The sequence below is a fragment of the Streptomyces yerevanensis genome (genome assembly GCF_000716805.1).
Lineage (GTDB): Bacteria > Actinomycetota > Actinomycetes > Streptomycetales > Streptomycetaceae > Streptomyces > Streptomyces flaveus.
This window is the reverse complement of the sequence record NZ_JNWJ01000032.1, coordinates 63571-86248: the sequence shown is the minus strand read 5'-3', so window position 1 is coordinate 86248 and position 22678 is coordinate 63571. Positions and strand designations below refer to the sequence as shown.

Sequence of the window (22678 nt, the reverse complement as noted above, 5' to 3'; positions counted from 1 at the left end):
TCCTGGTACGGCCGTCAGGGTCTGCGCCGGTCGGGGCTGTGCCGGTCCGGGCCTGCGCCGATTCGGGGGCGGCGCCGATCCCGGTCGCGCCGATCCCGGTCTGCGCAGATCCGGGGCCGCGCAGGCCCGGATCTGCGCAGGTCCGCTCACCGCGCGGGCGCGGTGCGGCGCAGGCGCCGGGTGACGAACAGTTCGGTGGCGATGCCCAGACCGGCGCGGACCAGCAGGAACGCCGCCAGACCCCATATGTCCCACAACAGCGTGGCGATGATCGGTCCGGCGGCCTCGCCGACCGACAGCGCGGTGTCGAGGGCCGCGGCGACCCGGCCCGCCCGGGGTCCGGCGCCGCGTGCCGCCTGGGCCAGCAGGCTCCCCCACGGCGGCCGGAACGCGGCCTTCCCCGCCTCGTCGACCAGTCGGCCGGTCAGCATGCCGGCGGCCGTCGGGAAGATCAGGTACAGCAGGGAGGACAGCGTGTTGGCGATCCCGCGCGCCCCGGTGAGCGGTGCCGCGCCGAACCGGTCGGCGGCCAGGCCCGCCAGTGGCCCCACGAGGAGCAGTACGAAGACGGACGCGGAGTAGATCGCGCCGATCTGCCCGGGGCTCAGGTCCGCGATCTCGGCGGCCATCACGGGGAACAGGCCGTGGGTCATGTGGGCGGTCGCCCCGGCGAGCAGCCCCAGGACACACAGCAGCCGCAGCCGGGGGTCGTGGAACACCCGTGTTCCGGCGGGGCGTTGGGGCTTAGGGGTGCTTTCACTATGCCCGCCCGGGTCGCGTGGTCTGGCACCGCACCTCGCCGCGTTGCCGAAAAGCCCTAGTAGCTCCGCTACGAGGGCTTTCCGGCGCCTTGCGATGCACGGCACCAGACCACGCGACCTGATCGGGCGCTCATAGTGAAAGGACCCCTTACGCGGCGGGCCCCCCGGCCGTGCGGCGTCGGCCGGGCAGTCGGCGGCCAGACCACCGGTACCCGGTCCGGTGGCATGCCCGAGCCGACCACGGCGCCCGGCCCGAACCGGCGGGCGAGACACGGCGCCATGCCCCCGAAGACCGCGGAACAGAGCGGTGGCGCGGAGGTGAGCAGTCCGGCGATGCTGCCGCTCGTCCCGAGCCGTGGCCGGTCCGGTGACAACCGGACCGGCCACGGCCGGACCGGCGGTCACCGCCACGTCCACCGACTGCCGTTCGGGGCGCGGAACCCAGAGCCAGATCACGACGACCGGTACGAGGGAGATGACCGCGACGACCGCCCACAGCAGCCGGAAGTCGTTGCCGCTGCCGGACAGCACGATCCCGCCGAGCGCCCCCGCGGACACGGCGCCCAGGTCCTTCGCGCCGAACGACAGCGAGAAGGTACGGCCGAGCTTCTGCGCGCCGGAGTCGGCCACCACGTTGATCGACGCCGGATCACGCGCGGCCGACGCCGCGCCCTGGACCAGGCGCACCGCGTACAGCGAGGCGGGCGTCGTGGCGGTGAACAGCAGCACCGACGCGACCAGCCGTATCGTCACCGCGGTCAGATAGCCGCGCCGGGCGCCCCACCGGTCCACCGCCCGGCCCATGAAGGGTTTGACGGCCGGCTCGACCATCGCTTTCATCGCGACGAGCACACCGATCTCGGTCAGCGACATGCCCAGCTGCAGGGCGTACAGCGGCATTGCGAAGGTCACCATGCCGAACGCCAACCGGGTGGTGAAGCCCTCCACGACCACGGCCCGCACCGGATGGCCGCCGCGGACGCCGCCCGGGCGGAGGTCTTTCAGCGCGCTCATACCGGTCTCCCGGCCGCGCCTGCGGCGGCGAGGGCGGCATCGGCGATCCAGCCGGCGGCGTCCGGTACGCCCCGGTAGCCGGGGAAGGCGTTGACGTCGACGATGACCGGGCCGTCCGCGCAGGTCACTATGTCGACGCCCCAGCAGACCAGCCCGCACAGTTCGGCGGTACGCAGCCCCAGCCGCACCAGCCCCGGGTCCGGATCGGGTACGGGGACGCGCGGCCCGTCGACGCGGCCGGGCTCGACATGGACCCGCCGCACCGCGGCCAGGCCGCCGACACCGTACAGCTTGTAATCGAATCCGGGCCCGTCGACGACCTCCTGCACCAGCCAGGGGCCGGCGCCCGCCGGACGCTCGCCCGGGCGTAGCAGGCCCGCTCCCTGACCATGCTGTCCGTGCAGCGGCTTCACGAACCGGGGCGTCCCGGCCGTACGGAGCAGGTCCGCCACCGCGTTCGCGTCGGCGGCCACGGTCGTCGCGGGGACCGGTAGCCCCGCCCGGTCGAGCAGCGCCAGCACCCGGGCCTTGTCGCCGGCCCGCAGCGTCGCGGTGAGGTCGTTGAGGCAGGCGCCCCCCGCGTCGGCCGCGGCACCGGCGGCACAGAGCACCGCCGGGTCGCCGCCCTTGACGAGGAACACATCGGCCGTCGGCAGGTCCGCGGGGGTCCATGGCGCGGTGGCGTCGAAGGCCGTGCAGCTCACGTCGCGCACGGCCAGCGCCGCGCGGAGCGGGCGCAGCAACGGGTTACGGCCCGTGTCCGAGCCGGCCTCGACCAGGACGCAGGCCCGCGCCCGGCTCACCGGACCACCTGCCCGGGGAGCCGTTCCCTCCAGTCGTCCCCCCGGTCGGACAGAGCACGGGGGAGCGGAGCCTCCAGGCCGGTGGCGGGGGCCGCCGGCGGGAACCGTACGCCGTCGTCGGTGAACACGAAGCCGTGGTAGCGGGCGGCGACCGCGGCGGCGAACGGATCGTCGGCCGCCAGGCCGCACACACTGGTCAGTACGGCGAACACGCCCCGCTCGTCCAGCAGCCGGCGCAGTCGGCGCGCCGAGGCGTCGGCCGTCGGCACCACCTCGTCGCCGTACCCGTACAGCAGCGCGGCGGCGATGCCCAGCGCGAAGTGCGCCGGTACGCGGTGGGAGGTCCGGCGCAGCAGGGCGACCGGGCCCAGCAGGCGGTCGCCGGGGGCGAGCTTGCGGAGGGGTTCGCGGGCGACCCGGGTGACCGGGTCGGAGAGTTCGGTGTTGCCGTAGCGGGCGAGCGCGTCGGCCACCGGCCCGTGCACGTCACTGCCGTGGTCCATGCTGCGTCCCTGCAGCAGGCCCGGATACGCGGCGAGGATCGCGCGCCGCGCCTCCAGCAGGGCCCCGGCCACGATCGGCCGGACGAACGGGTCGCCGATCGCCGTGTCGATGGTGCGGTGGCCGCGCAGCCAGCCGAGATACGCGGCGAGCGCGTGGCCGGCGTTGTGGACGAACAGCTTCTCGCGCAGCCGGGCCCTGTACTGGCCGGTGGTCTGCACGCCGGGCAGCGCGGGCGGCGCCAGACGCAGCGGACGGGCGTCGACGACCAGCCGTCGCGCGCCGTCGCCGACGAATTCGGGCACCCCCGCTTCGTGCCAGCTGCCGCGGCCCACGGTCACCCCGGCGACCGCCCCGGCGACCCCCACCGGCGGGAGCTGCACCCCGCGGGCCGAGGCGGTGTCGACGAGCGCTTCGCCCACCCAAGGGGCGCATTCGGCGTTCTCCACCACCCACACATCCACCGGACGCCCCCGACGGGCGGCGAGCCCGGACACCAGGTGCGGCGCGGCTCCGGCGGCGTTGGCCACACCGACGCAGAGCACGACCAGGTCCGCGGCCGCGACGGCCTCGTCCAGTTCCGTGGTGCCCACCGCCGCGGTGGCGACGCCGTGGACCTCCTCGGGCGGCTCGCCGGTGACCCGCACCCGCCAGCCGCCGGCGGATCGGATGCGGTGGGCGGTATCCGGGGTACGGCAGCCGAGCAGGACTTCGCGGCCCGCTCCCAGGAACAGGGGCACCAGGTAGCCGCAACCCAGCTTTCCGGCACCGACGATCACTACGCGCATGGCTTCCTCCCGGCCAGGTGCCCCAGGAGGTGGTCGACGAGGAGGTCGAGAGCGCCGGGTACTCCCTTGAACCCCGGGAGGGCGTTGACGTCGACGATCACAGGGCCGTCCGGTCCGTCGAGCACGTCCACCCCGTAGTCGCACAGCCCGAACACACCCCCCGCGGCCAGGGCCAGTGAGGCCAGCTCGGCGTCCAGGTGCAGCGGGCGGCCCAGTTTCTCCGTCAGCGACCGGGTCGGCCAGCGGCGCAGCGTGCCCTGGACGTACCGCCCGACCACGAACAATTTGCGGTCCCAGCCGTCGCCCGGCACCCGGTCCTGGACCAGCCAGGGACCCTGGCCGCCGATCTGCCGGCCCTCACCCCGCTCGAGGATCGCCACCCCCTCCCCGCGGCTGCCCAGCGCTGTCTTCACCACCACGGGCCCGTCGGCGGCGATGGCCGCCACCGCCCGCGGGTCGTGCACGACCCGCGCCGACGGCACCGGGAGGCCCGCCGCTCGAAGCCGCCGCCAGGTCTCCACCCGGTCGGCGACCACGGTCGTGGCCCCCGGAGGATTGCACCAGGCGGCTCCCGGCGGGGCGGCGGCCCTCGCCAGGTCCGCCGTGGCGGGGTGGACCGAGCGCAGGACGATCAGGTCGGCGTCTGCGAAGACGGCCGGAGACAGGTCCGGAGCTTCCTGCCAGGTCTGGACGCGAATTCCCTGGGCGCGCAGCCCAGCGAGCAGGCCCCAGACGATGGAGTGGGACGTCGGCTTCCTGCCGTGGACGAGAACGACGCGCGCGTCGGCCAGGGGCACGGTCACGGGTGAACCACCTCCGTGAGCCGGGACTCGACGAGATCGGCGACCACATCGGGAGCCTCGGCGATACCCGTGTAGTTCGGGAAGTCGTTGACATCGACCACCAACGGCCCGTCGGGAGACGGCAGTACGTCAACGCCGTACAGATCGAGACCGAAGACGTCCCGGCAGGCGAGCGCGAGCGTCCGCAGCTCCCTGGTGACCGGCAGGGGGACCGGCTCGGGCCACTCCTCCGCCGGAGCGAGCAGCGGCGAGGGCCGCCGCACCGCCCACACCCGCTCCCCAGCCCCGTACAGCTTCACGTCGACCCCCGCCACATCGACGTACTGCTGGGCGAGCACCATGCCCTCGGACCAGGGCAGCCGCTCCAGTTCACGCGGGGAGTCCACCCGCACGATCCCGTGGCCGTTGTCCCCGTACGGGGGCTTCAGCAGCAGCGGCCACACCGCGCCCGGCAGACCGGCCAGCGCGCCCGGCCGGTCGGCGAGGAACGTGCGCGGGGTGGGCACCCCGGCCCGGGCCAGCAGCAGCACGGCGTACGGCTTGTCCCGCACCGCCTGGACCGCCTCCCAGCGGTTGACCGTCCGCACCCCGCGAAGCTGCGCCTGGGCCAGCAGCGACAGGGCGAAGGCGTTCCGGGTCCGCGGCACCACGAGATCACCCGGCCGCAGCGCGGGCAGCGCCCGCCGCATCCCCCACACCGGCTCCGGCGCCGTACCCTCCTCCGCCCGCACCTCGGCGACCAGCCGATCCGCCCGGGCCGACACGGCGGGCATGTCCCGTGCACGCAACGCCTCGATCAGAGCGCCAGGCATGCGCTGCCCCAGATACCGGGAGTCGGTGAGCACCACCACGCGGTTCACCGGCCGTCTCCCCGCGCTGCGGCTCCCGCCACGGCGAGCTGCTCACGGACCGCGCTCCGCAGCGCGGCGACAGTGAACGGCTTGGTCAGGAACGCGTTCGCCCCGACGGCCAGACACTCGGCCCGGTGCTCCGGGTCGTCGTACCCGGTCAACACCACGACCGGCAGCTCCCGGCGCTCCTCACGCAGCATCCCCAGCATCACCGCCCCCGGCAGCCCGGGCAGGCCGAGGTCCAGAACCACACAGTCCACGCCGTCCGCCACCGCGATGAACAGCCCGACCTCCCCGTCCTCCGACAGCACGACATCGTGCCCGTCCCGCCGCAACGCCTTCGCCACGAGGGATGCGATGTGCGGCTCGTCCTCGACGACCAGGATTCGAGACAAGGTGACCTCCTGGTGAACTCCAGGCGAATCAGGAGCGTCTTCAGCTTCCCTTCAGCTTGGGCCGTCGCGGTGAGTCCGGTGTGAGAGGGGGATGAGTGTCTTCTCATGCTCCTGGCGCCGGACGTACGGGTGCGGGTACGGGGCAGCGCGTTGATCCGTACGCTGCTGAGCTAGCCTCCGCCCTCAAACCGCCACATACGTCACCGGCTCGCTCCCCGTAACCGCCTCCGCCCGCCCCAGCTTCACCAGCCGGCGCAGATGGGCCTCCGCCTCGGAGACCGCGATGTTCCGTGAGCCGTACGGGATTTGGGCCCAGGGGCGGTTCCACTCCATGCGTTCGGCCAGTTGCCAGGGGGTGAGGGGGGTGGTGAGGAGGGAGAGGAGGTCGGTCAGGCGAGACTCGTGGTGGGTCAGCAGCTCCCGTACGCGGGACGGGGCGTCGGTGAAGGCGTGCTGGTGGGCCGGGAGGACCTCGGCGGGGGCCAGGCGGCCGATGCGTTCGAGGGAGTCGAGGTAGTCGCCGAGGGGGTCCATGACCGTGGCGTCGTCGGGGTCCTCGTACAGGCCGATGTGCGGGGTGATCTCCGGGAGGAGGTGGTCGCCGGAGAACAGGCGGCCCTTGCCGGGGAGTTGGGCCGGGTGGTCCTCCTCCAGATGGAGGCAGACGTGGCCCGGAGTGTGGCCGGGCGTCCAGATCGCGCGGAGGCGGCGGCCCGCGAGGTCGAGGAGTTCGCCGGGGACTATCTCGCGGTCGGGGAGGGCGGGGGAGAGGCCGGGGAGGTTGCGGGGCTGGGCCGTGCGCATGGGCGCCACGTGTTCCTCGGGTGCGCCGGCGGCCGTCAGCTTGTCCGTCATGTACGTGAACCAGCGCTCGGGCCGCGTCTCGCGCGTGCGCCGCACGATCGAGGCGTCCGCCTCGTGCATCGCGACCCAGGCGCCGGAGGCCTCCCGTACCTTGCCGGACAGTCCGTGGTGGTCGGGGTGGTGGTGGGTGATGACGACCCCGTGGATCTCGGATGCCGAAGTGCCGCACCCGGCAAGGCCGTTGGTCAGTGTCTCCCAGGACTCGGGGTCGTCCCAGCCCGTGTCGACCAGGACCGGGCCGCGGTCGGTGTCGAGCACGTACACCAGCGTGTAGCCGAGCGGGTTGTCCGGAATGGGGACCCTGATGGACCGTACGCCCCCGCCATGGTCGGTCACTTGCGTCATCGATTCCCCGTCCATCGATTCCCCATCCTGGTCCTCATCCTGCTCCTCTTCGACATGGCCATTGCTCATGGTAACTAGAACTGGTATCAGTTCCTCGTACGCATCTGAAACAGCGTCAGAAAGTGTCAGTACCTGAGATCAGTAACTGAGATCAGCAACTGGGATCGCCCGGCTCCGCAGGAGGCAGTCGCTCATGACCGAGCTCGTGGAACACGGACAGCTGTTCATCGGCGGGGAGTTGACGGACCCCCTGGGCAAGGACGTCATCGAGGTGGTCTCGCCGCACACGGAAGAGGTCATCGGGAGGGTGCCGCACGCCTCGGCGGCCGATGTGGACCGGGCGGTCGCGGTGGCGCGTACGGCGTTCGACGAGGGGCCCTGGCCTCGCATGACGCTCGACGAGCGGATCGAGGTCATCAGCAGGATCAAGGACGCCTTCGCCGTACGGCACGAGGAGATCGCCCGCGTCATCTCCTCCGAGAACGGCACCCCGTACACCTCCTCCGTGATGGTGCAGGCGCTCGCCTCGATGATGGTGTGGGACGCGGCGATCACCACCGCGCGCGGCTTCACGTACGAGGAGCAGCGCGACGGCGTGCTCGGGAAGATCCTGGTGCGGCGCGAACCCGTCGGTGTGGTCGCGGCCGTCGTGCCGTGGAACGTGCCGCAGTTCACCGCCGCCGCCAAGCTCGCGCCCGCGCTGCTGGCGGGCTGCACCGCGGTCCTGAAGGTGTCGCCCGAAACCCCCCTCGACGCCTATCTGTTGGCGGAGATCGCCGCCGAGGCCGGGTTGCCGGAGGGTGTGCTGTCGATCCTGCCCGCCGACCGTGAGGTGAGTGAGTACCTGGTCGGGCATCCGGGCGTCGACAAGGTGTCCTTCACCGGGTCGGTCGGCGCCGGAAAGCGGGTCATGGAGGTCTGCTCGCGCAACCTCACCCGCGTCACCCTCGAACTGGGCGGCAAGTCGGCCGCGGTGATCCTGCCGGACGCCGACGCGCAGACGGCCGTGGGCGGCATCGCGCCCTTCGCGTGGATGATCAACGGCCAGGCGTGCGTCGCCCAGACCCGCATCCTCGTGCCGCGCTCCCGCTACGACGAGTTCGCCGAGGCCTTCGCCGCCGTCGCGGGCGCGCTGAAGATCGGCGATCCGCTCGACCCGGCCACCGAACTCGGCCCGCTGGTCGCCCGGCGCCAGCAGCAGCGCTCCCTCGACTACATCCGCATCGGCCAGGAGGAGGGCGCCAAGATCCTCACCGGTGGCGGGCGTCCGGCCGGCTTCGACAAGGGCTGGTACGTCGAGCCGACGCTCTTCGGCGACGTCGACAACTCCATGCGGATCGCCCGCGAGGAGATCTTCGGGCCGGTCATCTGCCTCATCCCGTACGGCGACGAGAGCGAGGCCGTGAAGATCGCGAACGACTCGGAGTACGGGCTGAGCGGCAGTGTGTGGACCGCGGACGTCGAGCGTGGCATCGAGGTCGCGCGTCAGGTTCGTACGGGCACGTACTCCGTCAACACCTTCAGCCTCGACATGCTCGGCCCGTTCGGCGGCTACAAGAACTCCGGCCTGGGGCGGGAGTTCGGGCCCGAGGGGTACGGCGAGTACTTCGAGCACAAGATGATCCACCTGCCCAACGGCTACGAGGGTGAGGCCTAGAAGATGGGTGACCGCTGGCACATCGAGGTCGACCGCTCGGTCTGCATCGGCTCGTCCCAGTGCGTCAACCAGGCACCCCACGCCTTCCACCTCGACTCCGCCCGCCAGTCCCACCCCCTGGACCCGGACACGGACGCCAACGAGAAGGTCCTTGAGGCGGCTGAGGGCTGCCCGGTGGAGGCGATCATGATCAGCCTGGTGGGGTCGGGGGAACCGGTGTTTCCGCCGGAGGAGTGACGCTCACTCGAGCCGCTCGTCATGGCCATCGTGGTCGTGCGGGAGTCAGCCCTCGTCGCCCGGGTCCGTCAGGTCGATCAGGCGGCACACCGTCTCGATGTCGATCTTGACCTGGGCGATGGAGGCACGGCCCGAGAGCCAGGTGATGAGGGCTGAGTGCCAGGTGTGGCCGATCACGCGGACCGCGGAGAGCTGGTCGGGGGTGGGGTCGTCCAGGCCCATGGCATCCAGGATGATCATGGTGGTCTGGCGGGAGACCTGGTCCACCTCCGGGCTGACGCTGCGGTCCGCGAACGTCAGGGCGCGGACCATGGCGTCGGCGAGGTGCGGCTCGCGCTGGAGGGCGCGGAAGGCGCGCATCAGGGTCTCGGCGACGCGTTCCGCCGCCGTGTCGCCGGCCGGGGGCTTCTTGCGGAGGGTGCCGTGCATGTGGGCAAGCTGGTCCTGCATCGTGGCGACCAACAGGTGGATCTTCGACGGGAAGTAGCGGTACAGCGTGCCGAGGGCGACCTGCGAGGACTCCGCGACCTCGCGCATCTGCACCGCGTCGAAACCGCCCCGGCTGGCCAGCTGCGCGCTCGCGTGCAGGATGCGCCGCCGCCGGGCCTCCTGCCGTTCGGTGAGTGGCGGCGAGTCCGACTGGACCGTTCGTACCGCCGAACTCGTCGTCGCTTGCGCGCTCTTCGGCTGCGCGGTCTTCGGCTGTGCGTTCTTCGGCAGCGCAGTCTTCGCCGGTGGGTTGGCTTCCGCTGGCATATGTCCCGTTCCGTGACGTTCGTACAGAGGGTCGGTGGGGGTGGGGTGAGCGACAGCAGATTAGGGCCTCGCCGTGGCGTGAATCACCCCATCCACCGCTCACAGGAGGACTACCTGCCGGTAGATTCAGTGCTCCCTGAACGATCAACTCTGAAACTTGTTCTAGATTACCGTCCCGAAGTAATCTCGCGGGAAACTGCTGGAAGAAAGGGGCCCGGAGTGACCGCTGAGGCCAGGGAGGCGGGTCCCGAGGAGGGCTCGGCCGCCGACGGCGACCGACCGTTGCGCATCGCGCTCCTCACCTACAAAGGGAACCCGTTCTGCGGCGGCCAGGGCGTCTACGTACGGCACCTCTCGCGCGAGCTCGCCCGCCTCGGTCACCGGATCGAGGTCATCGGCGCCCAGCCGTACCCCGTACTCGACGTGGACGTACTCGACGCGGGTGAGGGCCCGGGCAGGCTCTCCCTCACCGAGCTGCCCAGCCTCGACCTGTACCGCCCCGAAGACCCCTTTCGCACCCCGAAGCCCGGCGAGTTCCGCGACTGGATCGACGCCCTCGAGGTCGGCACGATGTGGACCGGCGGCTTCCCCGAGCCGCTGACCTTCTCGCTGCGCGCCCGGCGCCATCTCCGCGCCCGTCGCGGCGAGTTCGACATCGTGCACGACAACCAGGCCCTCGGCTACGGCCTGTTGGGCGACATCGGCGCTCCGCTCGTCACGACGATCCATCACCCCATCACCGTGGATCGCCAGTTGGAGCTGGACGCGGCGAACGGCTGGCGCGAGCGGGCCTCCAAACGCCGCTGGTACGCCTTCACCCGTATGCAGAAGCGCGTCGCGCGCCGCCTCCCGTCCGTCCTCACCGTCTCCGGTACGTCACGCCAGGAGATCGTCGACCAGCTCGGCGTACGCGACGAACGTATCCACGTCGTGCACATCGGCGCCGACACCGACCTCTTCTCGCCGGATCCGTCCGTGCCGCAGGTGCCGGGGCGGATCGTCACGACATCCAGCGCGGACGTGCCGCTGAAGGGGCTCGTCTTCCTCGTCGAGGCGCTCGCGAAGGTGCGCACCGAGCACCCCGCCGCCCACCTCGTCGTCGTCGGCAAGCGTGCCGAGGACGGACCGGTCGCCCAGGCCATCGAGCGGTACGGGCTCGAAGGCGCCGTCGAGTTCGTGAAGGGGATCTCGGACGAGGAATTGGTCGACCTCGTACGGTCCGCCGAGGTCGCCTGCGTGCCCTCCCTGTACGAGGGCTTCTCGCTGCCCGCCGCGGAGGCGATGGCGACGGGCACGCCGCTCGTCGCCACCACCGGCGGAGCCATCCCGGAGGTCGCCGGACCCGACGGCAAGACCTGCCTGGCCGTCCCGCCGGGTGATCCCGGGGCGCTGGCCGCCGCCCTGAGCAGGCTCCTCTCGGACCCCTCGCTGCGTGCGCGGCTCGGAACCGCCGGGCGTGCGCGGGTCCTTGAGCGGTTCACCTGGGCGCGGGCGGCCGAGGGGACGGTGGCGCGGTATCGCGAGGCGATCGCCGACGCCGGGGGAGCCCATCGGCCCGCCGCCGTCAGCGCTGTTGAGGCCGAAGCTGTCGAACAAGCAGCCGCAGAAGTAGTCGTAACCGATCGCGAAAGCAGGGCCACGTGCTGACCGTCGACTTCTCCCGGTTCCCGCTCGCCCCGGGCGACCGCGTACTGGACCTCGGGTGCGGAGCCGGCCGGCACGCCTTCGAGTGCTACCGGCGCGGGGCGCAGGTCGTGGCGCTGGATCAGAACGCCGAGGAGATCCGCGAGGTCGCGACCTGGTTCGCCGCGATGAAGGAGGCGGGGGAGGCGCCGGAAGGCGCGAGCGCCGTCGCCATGGAGGGCGACGCGCTTCAACTCCCGTTCCCCGACGAGTCGTTCGACGTCGTGATCATCTCCGAGGTCATGGAGCACATACCCGATGACAAGGGCGTACTCGCGGAGATGGTGCGCGTGCTGAAGCCGGGCGGGCGGATCGCCGTCACGGTCCCGCGCTACGGGCCCGAGAAGGTGTGCTGGGCGCTGTCCGACGCGTATCACGAGGTCGAGGGCGGACACATCCGCATCTACAAGGCCGATGAGCTGCTCGGCCGGATGCGAGAGGCGGGGCTGAAGCCGTACGGCACGCATCATGCCCACGCGCTGCACTCGCCGTACTGGTGGCTGAAGTGCGCGTTCGGCGTCGACAACGACAAGGCGCTGCCGGTGCGGGCGTATCACAAGCTTCTGGTCTGGGACATCATGAAGAAGCCGCTGGCCACGCGGGTCGCCGAGCAGGCGCTGAACCCGCTGATGGGCAAGAGCTTCGTGGCGTACGCGACCAAGCCGCATCTGCCGGTCGAGGCCGCTTCGACCGACGCCTCGGTGGACGCTTCGTGACGACACCCCGTACAGAACACCTCGTCCTGACCGGGGTGCTCACCGCGGAGCAGGCCGCCCAGACGGTGCGGGGCATGCTCGCCGTGCAGCGCCCGGACGGCGCCATACCGTGGTTCCGCGGGCACCACCTCGACCCGTGGGACCACACCGAGGCCGCCATGGCGCTGGACGCGGCGGGCGAGCACGAGGCCGCCGAGCGGGCGTACGACTGGCTGGCCCGCCATCAGAACGAGGACGGTTCCTGGTACGCGGCGTACGCCGACGGGGACGCCGCCGACGTCACCGACCGCGGCCGGGAGACCAACTTCTGCGCGTACGTCGCCGTCGGCGTCTGGCACCACTACCTGGCGACCGGCGACGACACCTTCCTGGACCGGATGTGGCCCACCGTCTACTCGGCCATGGAGTTCGTACTGCGGCTCCAGCTGCCGGGCGGGCAGATCAGCTGGCGGTGCGAGGACGACGGGAGCGGGGCCGACGATGCGCTGCTGACCGGGAGTTCGTCCGTCCACCATGCCCTGCGCTGCGCGCTCGCGATCGCCGAGGAGCGGGAAGAGGCGCAGCCGGACTGGGAGTTGGCGGTGGGGGCGCTGCGGCATGCGATACGGCGGCATCCCGAGCGGTTCCTCGACAAGAGCCGTTACTCCATGGACTGGTACTACCCCGTGCTGGGCGGAGCGCTCACCGGGGCCGAGGCGAAGGAACGCATCGAGCGGGACTGGGACCGCTTCGTGGTGCCGGAAGTCGGCGTACGGTGCGTCGTCCCCAACCCGTGGGTGACGGGCGGCGAGTCCGCCGAACTCGCCCTGGCGCTCTGGGTCGTGGGCGAGTCCGACCGGGCCCTGGAGATCCTCCAGTCCATCCAGCATCTGCGCGACCCGAAGACCGGTCTGTACTGGACGGGCTACGTCTTCGAGGACGGGGCGGTCTGGCCCGAGGAGCTGACGGCCTGGACGGCGGGCTCGCTGCTGCTCGCCGTTGCCGCACTGGGCGGGGACGAGGCGACGTGCGCGGTGTTCAGCGGGGAGCGGTTGCCGTGGGGGCTGGAAACGGAATGCTGCTAGCGCTGTCCTAGCGCCCCGTTAGGGGCGCGGGACTGTATCGATTTGCGGCTCCGCCGCGATGGAGGTCCCCCCGCTCGAGCGCAGCCGAGAGTGGGGGAGCGACCAGCCACAGACGGCCTGCAGCTTTCGTACTGCGTTACCCGCGGAGCGCTCAGTGGTGGCGGTATATGCGGTTGGCGATCACGTGACCCACAAAGAGGTACACGATGGCGGCCAGCCCGTACCCGGCGACGACCCGGGCCCAGTCCTCGTCGAAGGTGAACAGGTCGTAGGACCAGCCGGCGAGCCAGCGGGCCGCGTCCTGGATGAACTGTACGAAGTCGTTCGCTCGGTTCGCGTCCAGTAGGTACATCAGGATCCACAGGCCGAGGATCGCCGCCATGATGTCGGCGACGATCGCGATGGCCCTGCCTGCCTGGTTGGTGCGATATCGAGAGGGCATGCTCATCGAGTGCCCCTTGAATCCTGAATGAAACCGCCCAGGGGTTCGATTCGCCTACGCCGAGGCCACGTTGAGCTCCGCCAGGACTTGGAGGGTGTGACGGTCGGGGGACAGGACCAGCAGGTCTGTCACCGGGCCTTTCCGCCACAACTCCAGGCGTTCGGCGATCCGTTCGCGCGGGCCGACCAGGGAGATCTCGTCCGCGAACGCGTCCGGTACGGCGAGGACCGCCTCCTCGCGCCGGCCCTCCAGGAACAGGCGCTGGATCCGCCGCGCCTCCTCCTCGTACCCCATGCGCGCCATGAGGTCGGCGTGGAAATTGCGCTTCGCGTGACCCATGCCGCCGATGTAGAAGCCGAGCATCGTCTTTACCGGGAGCAGCCCTTCCGACACGTCCTCGCAGACTCTGGCCTGGGCCATGGGGGCGATCAGGAAGTCGTCGCGTACGTCCGTCAGGGACGCCTCGTACACGTCGGGGCGCAGGGGAGACCAGTACAACGGGAGCCAGCCGTCCGCGATCCAGGTCGTCTGCGCGATGTTCTTCGGGCCCTCCGCGCCCAGGAGGATGGGGAGTTCGGGGCGCAGGGGGTGGGTGATGGGCTTGAGGGGTTTACCCAGGCCTGTGGCGTCCGGGCCTTGGTACGGGTGGGTGTGGAAGCGGCCGTTCAGCTCAACGGGGGCCTCGCGGCTCAGGACTTGGCGTACGACATCGACGTACTCCCGCGTCGCCGTGAGCGGTGACTTCGGGAACGGGCGGCCGTACCAGCCCTCCACGACCTGCGGGCCCGAAAGGCCGAGGCCGAGCATCATGCGGCCGCCCGAGAGGTGGTCGAGGGTGAGCGCGTGCATGGCGGTCGTCGTGGGGGAGCGGGCGGCCATCTGCGCCACGGCCGTGCCCAGTTTGATACGGGACGTGTGCGCCGCGATCCACGTCAGCGGGGTGAAGACGTCGGAGCCCCAGGACTCGGCGGTCCACACGGAGTCGTAACCGAGGCGTTCCGCTTCCTGTGCCAGCGGGACGTGGTCCGGGTTGGGGCCGCGTCCCCAGTAGCCGAGTGCGAGACCGAGTCGCATGCCTGCCCCTTTCTGACGAAGCGTCAGCCAAGACGGTGACTGTACGACAACGGCCCCCCGCTCGGAAGAGCGAAGGGCCGTGGGCCGTGAGTCGTGCGCGGGCGGGGTCAGCCGCGCTGGATTCCGCTGGTGTCCTGCAGTACGCCTCGACGGCCGTCCTGCGTCTGGGCCACCAGACCGGGGCCGCGCTGCTCGACGGCCAAGTACCAGGTACCGGGCGCCAGTTCGGCGATCGGCGTCGGCGAGCCGTCCTCCCCGTACAGCGGACGCGGCGCCGGCACCGCGAACCAGAACGGAGAGAAGTCCGCGGCGGGCGGCTGCTGTTGCTGTGCCTGCGGGGCCTGGGCCTGCTGCGGCTGGGGAGCCTGTGCCTGCTGCGGATGGGGCTGCTGCTGACCGGGCTGCGGGCCCTGCGCGCCGAACGGCTGCCCCTGCTGCGGCTGACCGGGCTGGCCGGGCTGGCCGCCGAACGGCTGGCCCGGCTGCTGCTGGGCGCCCGGGTAGCCGTAACCACCCGGCGGCTGGGCGCCGTAGGGCTGGGGGGCGGCGGGCTTGGGGGCGGGGAGGAGGGCGCCCTTGAGGGCCGGGACGAGCGGCGTGGCGATCGCGGCGGCGGCCATGACGAGGGTGGCGATCAGGCTGAGAATTACGCCCATGCCGGCGTCGGGGCCCGAGCCGCCGCCGCCGAAGTTGTCGGCGCCGCCCGCCGGGTCGAACACGTTCCCCAGCGCGCTCCAGGCGGAGAACACGGCGAGGGCGATACCGAAGTGTCCGAGCTCGATACCGGCGACCTTGGGGGCCTGCGGCAGACCACGTCCGAGCACGATGAGTGCCGCGGCGAAGATGCCCGACAGGACCACACCCATGAGGAGCGGACCGCTGCTCCAGGCGCTCGGGATCTCGACGCCCTCGGCGCCTTCGTCGGAATAAATGGCGAGGAACGACGCGGTGAACAGCAACACCGCTGCTCCGATCACCACGCCGTCGCCTCGAGTGAGAGAGCGGATATTCACTTCAGGTCCTTCATCAGTCGTCGTCTCGTCTCCGGTGGAGGCGTCGCTGTCACCATGTCGCCGTATGGCCGCGGTGTGAAGCGCGGGAGTGGCCCCTCATCGTAGGGACGACACTATCGTCCGACCGCGAGGGGTGGGTGGCCGGATCCGTTCGCAGATCATTACCCCCGCAGGAAACTCACGATTCCCGCAGAGATTCCATGCGCCGCCTTCTGCCTCCACGCGCCGCTGGTCAGCAGGGCCGCGTCCTTGCTGTCGCGCATGTTGCCGCACTCGAGGAACACCTTGGGAACCGTTGACAGATTGAGACCGCCGAGATCCGTGCGTACGTCGAGGCCGGTGCCGTCGCCGATGTAGTTGGAGGGTGCGCTGCCGGTGGCGCTGACGAAGTTGCCGGCGATGCGTTCGCCGAGTTCGCGGGACGGGGCGACGATCGGGCGGGTGTCGGCGTCGCCCTCGTTCACGGCGCCCGGCAGGATCACGTGGAAGCCGCGGTTTCCGGCGCCCGAGCCGTCCGCGTGGATGGAGACCACGGCGTCCGCCTTCGCGTTGTTGCCGATGCGGGCGCGCTCGTCGACGCACGGGCCCCAGGGGCGGTCGCCGTCCTGCGTGAACTTGACTGTGGCGCCCTGCTTTTCGAGCAGTGTGCGGATGCGGTGCGAGAGGTCGAGGGTGAAGCGGGCTTCCGTATAGCCGTCGTTGGTGGACGTGCCCGTCGTGTCGCATTCCTTGGAGTTCGTACCGATGTCGACTTGGCGGTTGATCTCGGCGGTGTGGCGGAAGTTGCCCGGGTTGTGACCCGGGTCGATCACGACGACCTTGCCCTTGAGAGGGCCGGAAGCGGCGGGGCGTGAGGTCGAGGAGCCGGCGGGGGAGGGGGACTTGCCGGGCTCCTTGGCGTCGGCGTCGTCCGTCCCGGTGGTGGGTGAGGAGGACGTGTCCGATGCGGACGTATCCGGCGACGGCGACGACTGCGAGGACTGCGCCACCGATCCGTCCGAGCCGCCCCCGCCCGAGTCCCCCACCGCCTGCCACACCAGCCACCCCACCAACGCGCCCGGTATGAGCGCGGCGACGGCGACGGTCAGGGGCCCGCGCCGGGAACGGCGCGGCGGGCGGGGAGGATCGAAGTCCGGACCTACGTACGACACGGCAGCCACCTTACGGGGCTGCCGCCGGGCGCAGTCAGATCCCCGTGCTCGTCCGCCGGAGGACACGCAGCGAGTCGGTGGCCGAGACCTCGGTGAATGCGCCGGAGGCGAGGGCGCGGAGGTATACGCGGTACGGGGCCTGGCCGGTGAACTCGTCCTCCGGGTCGGGGAAGACGTCGTGGATCAGGAGGAGGCCGCCCTCGGCGAGGTGCGGGGCCCAGCCTTCGTAGTCGGCGGTCGCGTGCTCGTCGGTGTGGCCGCCGTCGATGAAGACGAGGCCGAGGGGTGTCCGCCAGAAGGCCGCGATCTGGGGTGAGCGGCCGACCATCGCGACCACGTGGTCCTCCAGGCCGGCCTTGTGGAGGGTGCGGCGGAAGGTGGGGAGCGTGTCCATCCGGCCGAGCTCCGGGTCGACCGTCTCCGGGTCGTGGTACTCCCAGCCGGGCTGCTGCTCCTCGCTGCCGCGGTGGTGGTCGATGGTGATCGCGGTGACGCCGGTCTCGCGGGCGGCGGCTGCGAGCAGGATGGTGGAGCGTCCGCAGTACGTGCCGACTTCCAGGAGGGGGAGGCCGAGTGCGCCCGCTTCTGTTGCGGCGGCGTACAGAGCGAGGCCCTCGCGGGTGGGCATGAAGCCCTTGGCCCGCTCGAAGGCGGCGAGGGTCTCGGGCTTGGGGGCCGCGGGCATGAGGATCCTCCTGATTGTGCGTGGGCGGCGGCCAGCCGGGGAGGGGGAGGCTGTTTCTGGGAAATGTGACAGGTGACCCCCGAAGTGTCACATTCGCGGTGGACACATGTCGCCCCGCGCCTGGACGCGCCCGGGCGGCCCGCGCAAAGGACGGGGCGCCCTTCAGGGGCGCGGGGCTGTATCCATGTTCGGCTCCGCCGCGTGGGCGCGCTCAGCCACAGTCGCTCCGCGGCGTCCTACCCGCGGAGCGGTTGGTGCTCAGCCGCAGCCAGTTCGTAGCTTTCGTGCGGCCCTTTCCCGCGGAGCGGTTGGTGCTCAGCTACAGCCGACCCGCGGCTTTTCAACCGCCCTTCCCGTGGAGCGCGTGGCAGCAGCAGTGCGAACAGCAGCCCGACCGCCACAGCCCCGGCTGCGATCAAGAACGAAACCCTGAAGCCGTGCATCGTGGGAACCGCGACCCCGTTCACCTGGTTCGCCGTGTTCGCCAGCACCATTCCGATCACAGCACTCGACACCGACGTACCGATCGAGCGCATCAACGTGTTGAGGCCGTTCGCCGCCCCCGTCTCGGACGGGTCGACGGCGCCGATGATCAGTGCGGGCAGCGAGGAGTACGCGAGGCCGATGCCCGCGCCCAGGACCACCGCGATGACCACCGTCTGCCAGGCCGCGCTCATCAGGCCGAGGCCGGCGCCGTAGCCGACCGCGATGATCAGCATGCCGATCATGAGCGTGGTCCTCGGGCCGTACTTGGCGGACAGGCGCCCGTACACCGGAGCCGTGAACATCATCGTCAGGCCGAGTGGTGCCACGCACAGGCCTGCGACGACCATCGACTGGCCGAGGCCGTAGCCGGTCGTCGTGGGCAGCTGGAGCAGTTGGGGGAGGACCAGGGATACGGCGTAGAAGGCTACGCCGACCATGATCGAGGCCAGGTTGGTGAAGAGCACGGGGCGGCGGGCCGTGGTGCGCAGGTCCACGAGTGGGGCCTGGACGCGGAGTTCCATCACGCCCCACAGGAAGAGGACGACCGCCGCCGCTGCGAACAGTCCGAGCGTCGTGCCCGAACTCCAGCCCCAGTCGCTGCCCTTCGTGATCGGCAGGAGGAAGAGGACCAGGCCCGCGGAGAGGCCGAGTGCGCCCAGTACGTCGAAGGTGCCCTTTGCGCGCAGCGGGGACTCCGGTACGAAGGCGAGGGTGAGGAGGATGGAGAGGGTGCCGAGGGCCGCCGAGCCGAAGAACAGCGCGTGCCAGTCGGCGTTCTGTGCGACCAGAGCGGCCAGGGGCAGTGCCAGTCCGCCGCCTACGCCGATCGACGAGCTCATCAGGGCCATTGCCGAGCCGAGCTTCTCGCGCGGGAGCGCGTCGCGCATCAGGCCGATGCCGAGCGGGATGGCGCCCATCGCGAAGCCCTGGAGGGCGCGGCCGATGATCATCACCAGCAGTTCGCTGGTTGAAGCGGCGATCAGCGAACCCACCACCATCACGGCCAGGCTCGTCAGCAGCATCCGCCGCTTGCCGTAGAGGTCACCGAGGCGGCCCATGATCGGTGTGGCCACGGCGCCGGCGAGCAGGGTCGAGGTCATGACCCAGGTGGCGTTGCCGGGGGAGGTGCTCAGCAGCTCCGGCAGGTCCTTGATGAGCGGCACGAGCAGGGTCTGCATCACCGCGACAACGATGCCCGCGAAGGCCAGTACCGGGACGATTCCGGCGCCAGTGCCGGCGCCTGCCCCGATCGGCCTCCGTGTGGGGCCTTGGTCCGTCGTTGTCTGGGTCTCGGGCATCGGGTTGGGCCTCCGGGGACGTGAGTGCGGTACGTGCATGGTGAACCCCGTGCGCCAAGGCAACTATTCCGTTGCTTCGGGTCCCTAACGAATTCTTGACCATCTGACCCGGCGTCAGTATCCGGGCGGTGCCTGACCTTCCATCGGATTGGAACGTGTTCTACTCTTTCGCCGACCTTGGGGAGGCGAGGCCTGTATGGGCATCGGGATCACGCGTGAACAGCGGGAGTTGGCCGAAGCCGTGCGCGGGTGGATCGCGCGTGCGGTGCCGCCCGAAGAAGTGCGCAAACTCCTCGATTCGCCCGGCGAGGGCAGACCTCCGTACTGGGACGGGCTCGCCGCGCAGGGGCTGCTCGGTGTGCATCTGCCCGAGGCGTACGGCGGCGGAGGCGGTGACCTCCTCGATTTGGCCGTGGTGGTGGAGGAGGCCGCGCGGGCCGCGCTGCCGGGGCCGTACGTCCCGAGCCTGATCGCCTCGCTCGTGCTCGTCCGCGCGGGCGTGGATGAGGCGGACGAGTTGGTGCGGGCGCTGGTCTCGGGGGAGCGGGTGGCGGCTGTCGCGTTCGGGGCGGGGTCGCTGACCGCTGTCTCGTGTGAGGGGGGCGGGTATCTCCTCGACGGGGCCGCCGCGCCCGTGCTGTCCGGGGCCGACGCCGACCTGCTGATCCTGACCGCCTCGGACAGCGCAAGCGGTCCGGTGTGGTTGGCCGTCGATGCCGCCGACCTGGTCGTACGGGCGCACGAGAGCGCCGACCCTACGCGCGCGACCGCCGAGGTCCGGGCGGACGGGGTGCGCGTCCCCGCCGAGCGTGTTCTCCCCGTCGAGGCCGTCGACTCCGCGCTGGTGCGCGACCTGGCAGCCGTCGTTCTCGCCGCGGACGCCTGCGGCACCGCCGCCTGGGCGTTGCACACCGCCTCCGAATACGCCAAGGTCCGCGAGCAGTTCGGGCAGCCCATCGGGCGTTTCCAGGGCGTGAAGCATCTGTGCGCCGACATGCTGGTACGGGTCGAACGGGCCCGGGCGCTCACCTGGGACGCGGCACGGGCGGTTCAAGAACCGGACGACGTACGGGAGTTGGTGTCGGCCCTCGCTGCCGCCGATGCCCTGGACGCCGCGTACTCCTGCGCCAAGGACTGCATCCAGGTCCTCGGCGGGATCGGGTTCACCTGGGAGCACGACGCTCATCTGTATCTGCGGCGGGCGGTGGTGGCGCGGCAGCTGTTCGGCACGGGCGACGTACACCGGCTGCGCGCCGTGCGGCTCGCGGAGGGCGGCGTACGGAGGGAGTTGCGGCTGGATCTGCCGGAGGGGGCAGCGGGCTACCGTGCGGCGGCCCGTGAGGTCGTGGAGCGGGTGCGTGGTCTTGAACCGGCTGCCGTACGGCGGGAGTTGGCGCCCACCGGATACGCCGCCCCGCATCTGCCCGCCCCGTACGGGCTCGGTGCAGGCCCCGTCCAACAGCTTGCCGTTCAGGAGGAGTTGGCAGCGGCGGGCGTACGGCTGAGTGATCTGGGGATCGCCACCTGGGTCGTACCGTCGCTCATCGCGTACGGGACGCGGGAGCAGCAGGAGCGGTATCTGCTCCCGACGCTGTGCGGGGACGTGCTGTGGTGCCAGCTGTTCTCGGAACCCGGCGCCGGGTCCGACCTCGCCTCGCTGCGGACGCGCGCCGAGCGGATGGACGACGGGCGCTGGCGGGTCAACGGGCAGAAAGTGTGGACGAGTTCGGCCCGCTGGGCGGACTACGGGATCCTGCTCGCCCGTACGAATCCGGAGGCGCCCAAGCACAAGGGGCTCACGTACTTCGTCGTCGACATGAAGAACACGGAGGGTATCGATGTCCGTCCGCTGAAGGAGATCACCGGCGAATCCCTCTTCAACGAGGTCTATTTCGACGATGCCCTGCTCCCCGCGGACGCGGTGGTCGGCTCCGTCGACGACGGCTGGAAGGTCGCCCGCAACACCCTCGGCAACGAACGCGTCCACATGGCCGACCAGTTGACCTTCGGCACCGGTATCGAGGCACTCCTGGCCAGGGACTTGGACGATGCCGTACGGCTCCGGCTCGGCGCCCTGATGGCTGAGGCGCACGCGCTGGCCTGTATCGGCCTCCGTACGACCATCCAGCAGGTGTCGGGCCTCGAGCCGGGCGCGGGGGCCTCCGTACGCAAGCTCATGCAGACGGTGCACCAGCAGAAGGTCGCCGAACTCGCCCTCGAACTCCTCGGCCCGGAGGGCGCGTTGTGCGAGGGGCCGGGGGAGCGGGCCGTGCACAGCTTCCTGCTCTCCCGGTGCCTCACCATCGCCGGCGGCACGACGCAGGTACAGCTGAACGTGGTCGCCGAGCGGATTCTCGGGCTGCCGCGGGACTGAGGTTTCTCTGCCATGCGGACGAGCCGCGCCCGATATTTTCCGTAGTGGAAAGTGATGTCTTGCCGTGCTGGAAACACACGGCTAGTCTTTCCGTTATGGAAACCAACGGAGGCGTCGTCCGCCCGACCCCGGAGCAGGCCCGCGCCGCGCTCGCCGACACTGAGCAGGTCCGAGCGTCCGCCGCCGCCTTGTCCGCCACCCCGTGGCCGGGCTGGTTCGTCACCACGCTCACGCTGTACATCGCTGCCTTCCCGCCGGTCTACGGGGGCATGGTGGCAAGCCGCGAGTGGCTGCTGCCCAATGTGGCCTGGGGCGTCCTCATGGTGGTGATGACCGCGGCTTTCTGGCTGCTGTTCGGGGTCGCCGCCGCGAACTGGCGCAAGGCGACCGGCGTGGCGCTGCGCCTGGACGTATTGCCCAAGCGCGCCGTCGTGCCGCTCATGATCGGGCTGCCCACGCTGTTGCTGGGCTCGGTCCTCGTCTTCCGCCTCACCGGTGAGCCGCTGTGGCTGTTCGCCGCTTCTGTCATCGGCGCCGCGGTGTCGATCGGCTTCCACCTCGCCTTCGTACGCCTGCACCGGAAAGCCTCGTGAACAACGCCGTCACCGACCCCATGGACGGTTTCGACACCACCATCCACGCCCCCAACCGGCTGCGCATCTGCGCCCTGCTCGACACCGCCGGCGAGGCCGAGTTCGCCGTGGTCCAGCGGCAGCTCGACGTCTCCGCCTCGGTGCTGAGCAAGCACGTCACCGTGCTGATGGAGGCCGGCTACGTCGAGCAGCGCAAGGCCGTCCGCGACACCCGCCAACGTGTGTGGCTACGCCTGACCGACCAGGGGCGCGATGCCTACCAGGCCCATCTCGCCGCCCTGCGCGCCATCGTCGGGCCGTAGCGCTTCTGCAGCGTCCGCGCAC

General features: G+C 71.0%; 22 protein-coding genes and 2 pseudogenes. 8 read left to right on the top strand and 16 right to left on the bottom strand.

From position 1 onward, the window contains the following. Positions 1-146: 146 nt before the first annotated feature. From OP79_RS57265 to OP79_RS29785, 9 genes and pseudogenes are all read right to left on the bottom strand, one after another. Positions 147-719, bottom strand: a complete 573-nt coding sequence (locus OP79_RS57265; protein ID WP_281193267.1) for an MFS transporter — start codon at positions 717-719, stop codon at positions 147-149. 266 nt (positions 720-985) lie between these two features. Next, positions 986-1123, bottom strand: a pseudogene (locus tag OP79_RS57260) (MFS transporter); the annotation flags it as partial. A gap of 55 nt (positions 1124-1178) precedes the next feature. Then, positions 1179-1775: pseudogene (locus OP79_RS57255) on the bottom strand (MFS transporter); the annotation flags it as partial. Further along, positions 1772-2578, bottom strand: a complete 807-nt coding sequence (locus OP79_RS54230; protein WP_051745022.1) for an ATP-grasp domain-containing protein — start codon at positions 2576-2578, stop codon at positions 1772-1774. The gene OP79_RS54230 and the pseudogene OP79_RS57255, both read right to left, overlap by 4 nt. Beyond that, positions 2575-3867, bottom strand: a complete 1293-nt coding sequence (locus OP79_RS50620; RefSeq protein ID WP_157857386.1) for a mannitol dehydrogenase family protein — start codon at positions 3865-3867, stop codon at positions 2575-2577. The genes OP79_RS54230 and OP79_RS50620 overlap by 4 nt, the downstream gene beginning before the upstream one ends. Next, positions 3858-4670, bottom strand: a complete 813-nt coding sequence (locus OP79_RS50615) for an ATP-grasp domain-containing protein (protein ID WP_051745020.1) — start codon at positions 4668-4670, stop codon at positions 3858-3860. Before OP79_RS50615 ends, OP79_RS50620 begins: the two co-directional genes overlap by 10 nt. Beyond that, positions 4667-5530: an ATP-grasp domain-containing protein gene (locus tag OP79_RS29795; RefSeq protein WP_051745019.1), complete on the bottom strand. Its 864-nt coding sequence runs from the start codon at positions 5528-5530 to the stop codon at positions 4667-4669. The genes OP79_RS50615 and OP79_RS29795 overlap by 4 nt, the downstream gene beginning before the upstream one ends. Then, positions 5527-5916: a response regulator transcription factor gene (locus OP79_RS29790; RefSeq protein ID WP_051745018.1), complete on the bottom strand. Its 390-nt coding sequence runs from the start codon at positions 5914-5916 to the stop codon at positions 5527-5529. The genes OP79_RS29795 and OP79_RS29790 overlap by 4 nt, the downstream gene beginning before the upstream one ends. Positions 5917-6099: 183 nt before the next feature. Further along, positions 6100-7125: a Strvi_7410 family MBL fold metallo-hydrolase gene (locus OP79_RS29785; protein WP_033324590.1), complete on the bottom strand. Its 1026-nt coding sequence runs from the start codon at positions 7123-7125 to the stop codon at positions 6100-6102. A 193-nt stretch (positions 7126-7318) separates the two neighbouring features. Between OP79_RS29785 and OP79_RS29780 the strand changes: the two genes are divergently transcribed. Then, the gene (locus OP79_RS29780; protein WP_033324549.1) at positions 7319-8782 is read left to right on the top strand and encodes an aldehyde dehydrogenase; all 1464 of its coding nucleotides are present in this window, start codon (positions 7319-7321) and stop codon (positions 8780-8782) included. A gap of 3 nt (positions 8783-8785) precedes the next feature. Then, entirely contained in the window at positions 8786-9019 is a 234-nt protein-coding gene (locus OP79_RS29775) for a ferredoxin (protein WP_033324547.1), read from the top strand. 45 nt (positions 9020-9064) lie between these two features. On the opposite strand, the gene OP79_RS29770 is transcribed toward OP79_RS29775, so the two are convergent. After that, complete coding sequence (locus tag OP79_RS29770) at positions 9065-9775, bottom strand: TetR family transcriptional regulator (RefSeq protein ID WP_078492090.1); 711 nt, start codon at positions 9773-9775, stop codon at positions 9065-9067. A gap of 219 nt (positions 9776-9994) precedes the next feature. Here OP79_RS29770 and OP79_RS29765 point away from each other — a divergent pair, with 219 nt between their 5' ends. From OP79_RS29765 to OP79_RS29755, 3 genes are read left to right on the top strand one after another with little or no spacing between them, the layout of a single operon-like run. Then, complete coding sequence (locus OP79_RS29765; protein WP_033324545.1) at positions 9995-11422, top strand: glycosyltransferase family 4 protein; 1428 nt, start codon at positions 9995-9997, stop codon at positions 11420-11422. Further along, a complete protein-coding gene (locus OP79_RS29760) occupies positions 11416-12174 on the top strand; it encodes a class I SAM-dependent methyltransferase (protein WP_033324543.1) in 759 nt (252 codons plus the stop codon). The genes OP79_RS29765 and OP79_RS29760 overlap by 7 nt, the downstream gene beginning before the upstream one ends. Next, positions 12171-13238, top strand: coding sequence for a prenyltransferase/squalene oxidase repeat-containing protein (locus OP79_RS29755; RefSeq protein WP_033324541.1), 1068 nt, complete (start codon positions 12171-12173; stop codon positions 13236-13238). The genes OP79_RS29760 and OP79_RS29755 overlap by 4 nt, the downstream gene beginning before the upstream one ends. Positions 13239-13389: 151 nt before the next feature. On the opposite strand, the gene OP79_RS29750 is transcribed toward OP79_RS29755, so the two are convergent. The 6 genes from OP79_RS29750 to OP79_RS29725 form a co-directional block, all read right to left on the bottom strand. Beyond that, on the bottom strand, positions 13390-13680 hold the full coding sequence (locus OP79_RS29750) for a hypothetical protein (protein WP_033324586.1): 291 nt from the start codon (positions 13678-13680) through the stop codon (positions 13390-13392). Positions 13681-13734: 54 nt separating this feature from the next. Beyond that, entirely contained in the window at positions 13735-14754 is a 1020-nt protein-coding gene (locus tag OP79_RS29745) for an LLM class F420-dependent oxidoreductase (protein WP_033324539.1), read from the bottom strand. Between the two features lie 107 nt (positions 14755-14861). Further along, complete coding sequence (locus OP79_RS29740) at positions 14862-15767, bottom strand: hypothetical protein (RefSeq protein WP_033324537.1); 906 nt, start codon at positions 15765-15767, stop codon at positions 14862-14864. A 161-nt stretch (positions 15768-15928) separates the two neighbouring features. Next, positions 15929-16918, bottom strand: coding sequence for an N-acetylmuramoyl-L-alanine amidase (locus OP79_RS29735; RefSeq protein ID WP_033324535.1), 990 nt, complete (start codon positions 16916-16918; stop codon positions 15929-15931). Between the two features lie 34 nt (positions 16919-16952). Further along, the gene (locus OP79_RS29730; RefSeq protein WP_033324534.1) at positions 16953-17603 is read right to left on the bottom strand and encodes a class I SAM-dependent methyltransferase; all 651 of its coding nucleotides are present in this window, start codon (positions 17601-17603) and stop codon (positions 16953-16955) included. Positions 17604-17839: 236 nt separating this feature from the next. Then, positions 17840-19387 (bottom strand): MFS transporter, encoded by a 1548-nt coding sequence (locus OP79_RS29725; protein ID WP_078492089.1) that lies wholly within the window; start codon positions 19385-19387, stop codon positions 17840-17842. 196 nt (positions 19388-19583) lie between these two features. Here OP79_RS29725 and OP79_RS29720 point away from each other — a divergent pair, with 196 nt between their 5' ends. The 3 genes from OP79_RS29720 to OP79_RS29710 all read left to right on the top strand — a co-directional run bounded on the left by OP79_RS29720 (position 19584) and on the right by OP79_RS29710 (position 22656). Further along, the gene (locus OP79_RS29720; protein ID WP_033324532.1) at positions 19584-21761 is read left to right on the top strand and encodes an acyl-CoA dehydrogenase family protein; all 2178 of its coding nucleotides are present in this window, start codon (positions 19584-19586) and stop codon (positions 21759-21761) included. Between the two features lie 95 nt (positions 21762-21856). Beyond that, positions 21857-22354, top strand: a complete 498-nt coding sequence (locus OP79_RS29715) for a hypothetical protein (protein WP_033324530.1) — start codon at positions 21857-21859, stop codon at positions 22352-22354. Continuing rightward, the gene (locus OP79_RS29710; protein WP_033324529.1) at positions 22351-22656 is read left to right on the top strand and encodes a transcriptional regulator; all 306 of its coding nucleotides are present in this window, start codon (positions 22351-22353) and stop codon (positions 22654-22656) included. The genes OP79_RS29715 and OP79_RS29710 overlap by 4 nt, the downstream gene beginning before the upstream one ends. The last annotated feature ends 22 nt before the right edge of the window (positions 22657-22678 follow it).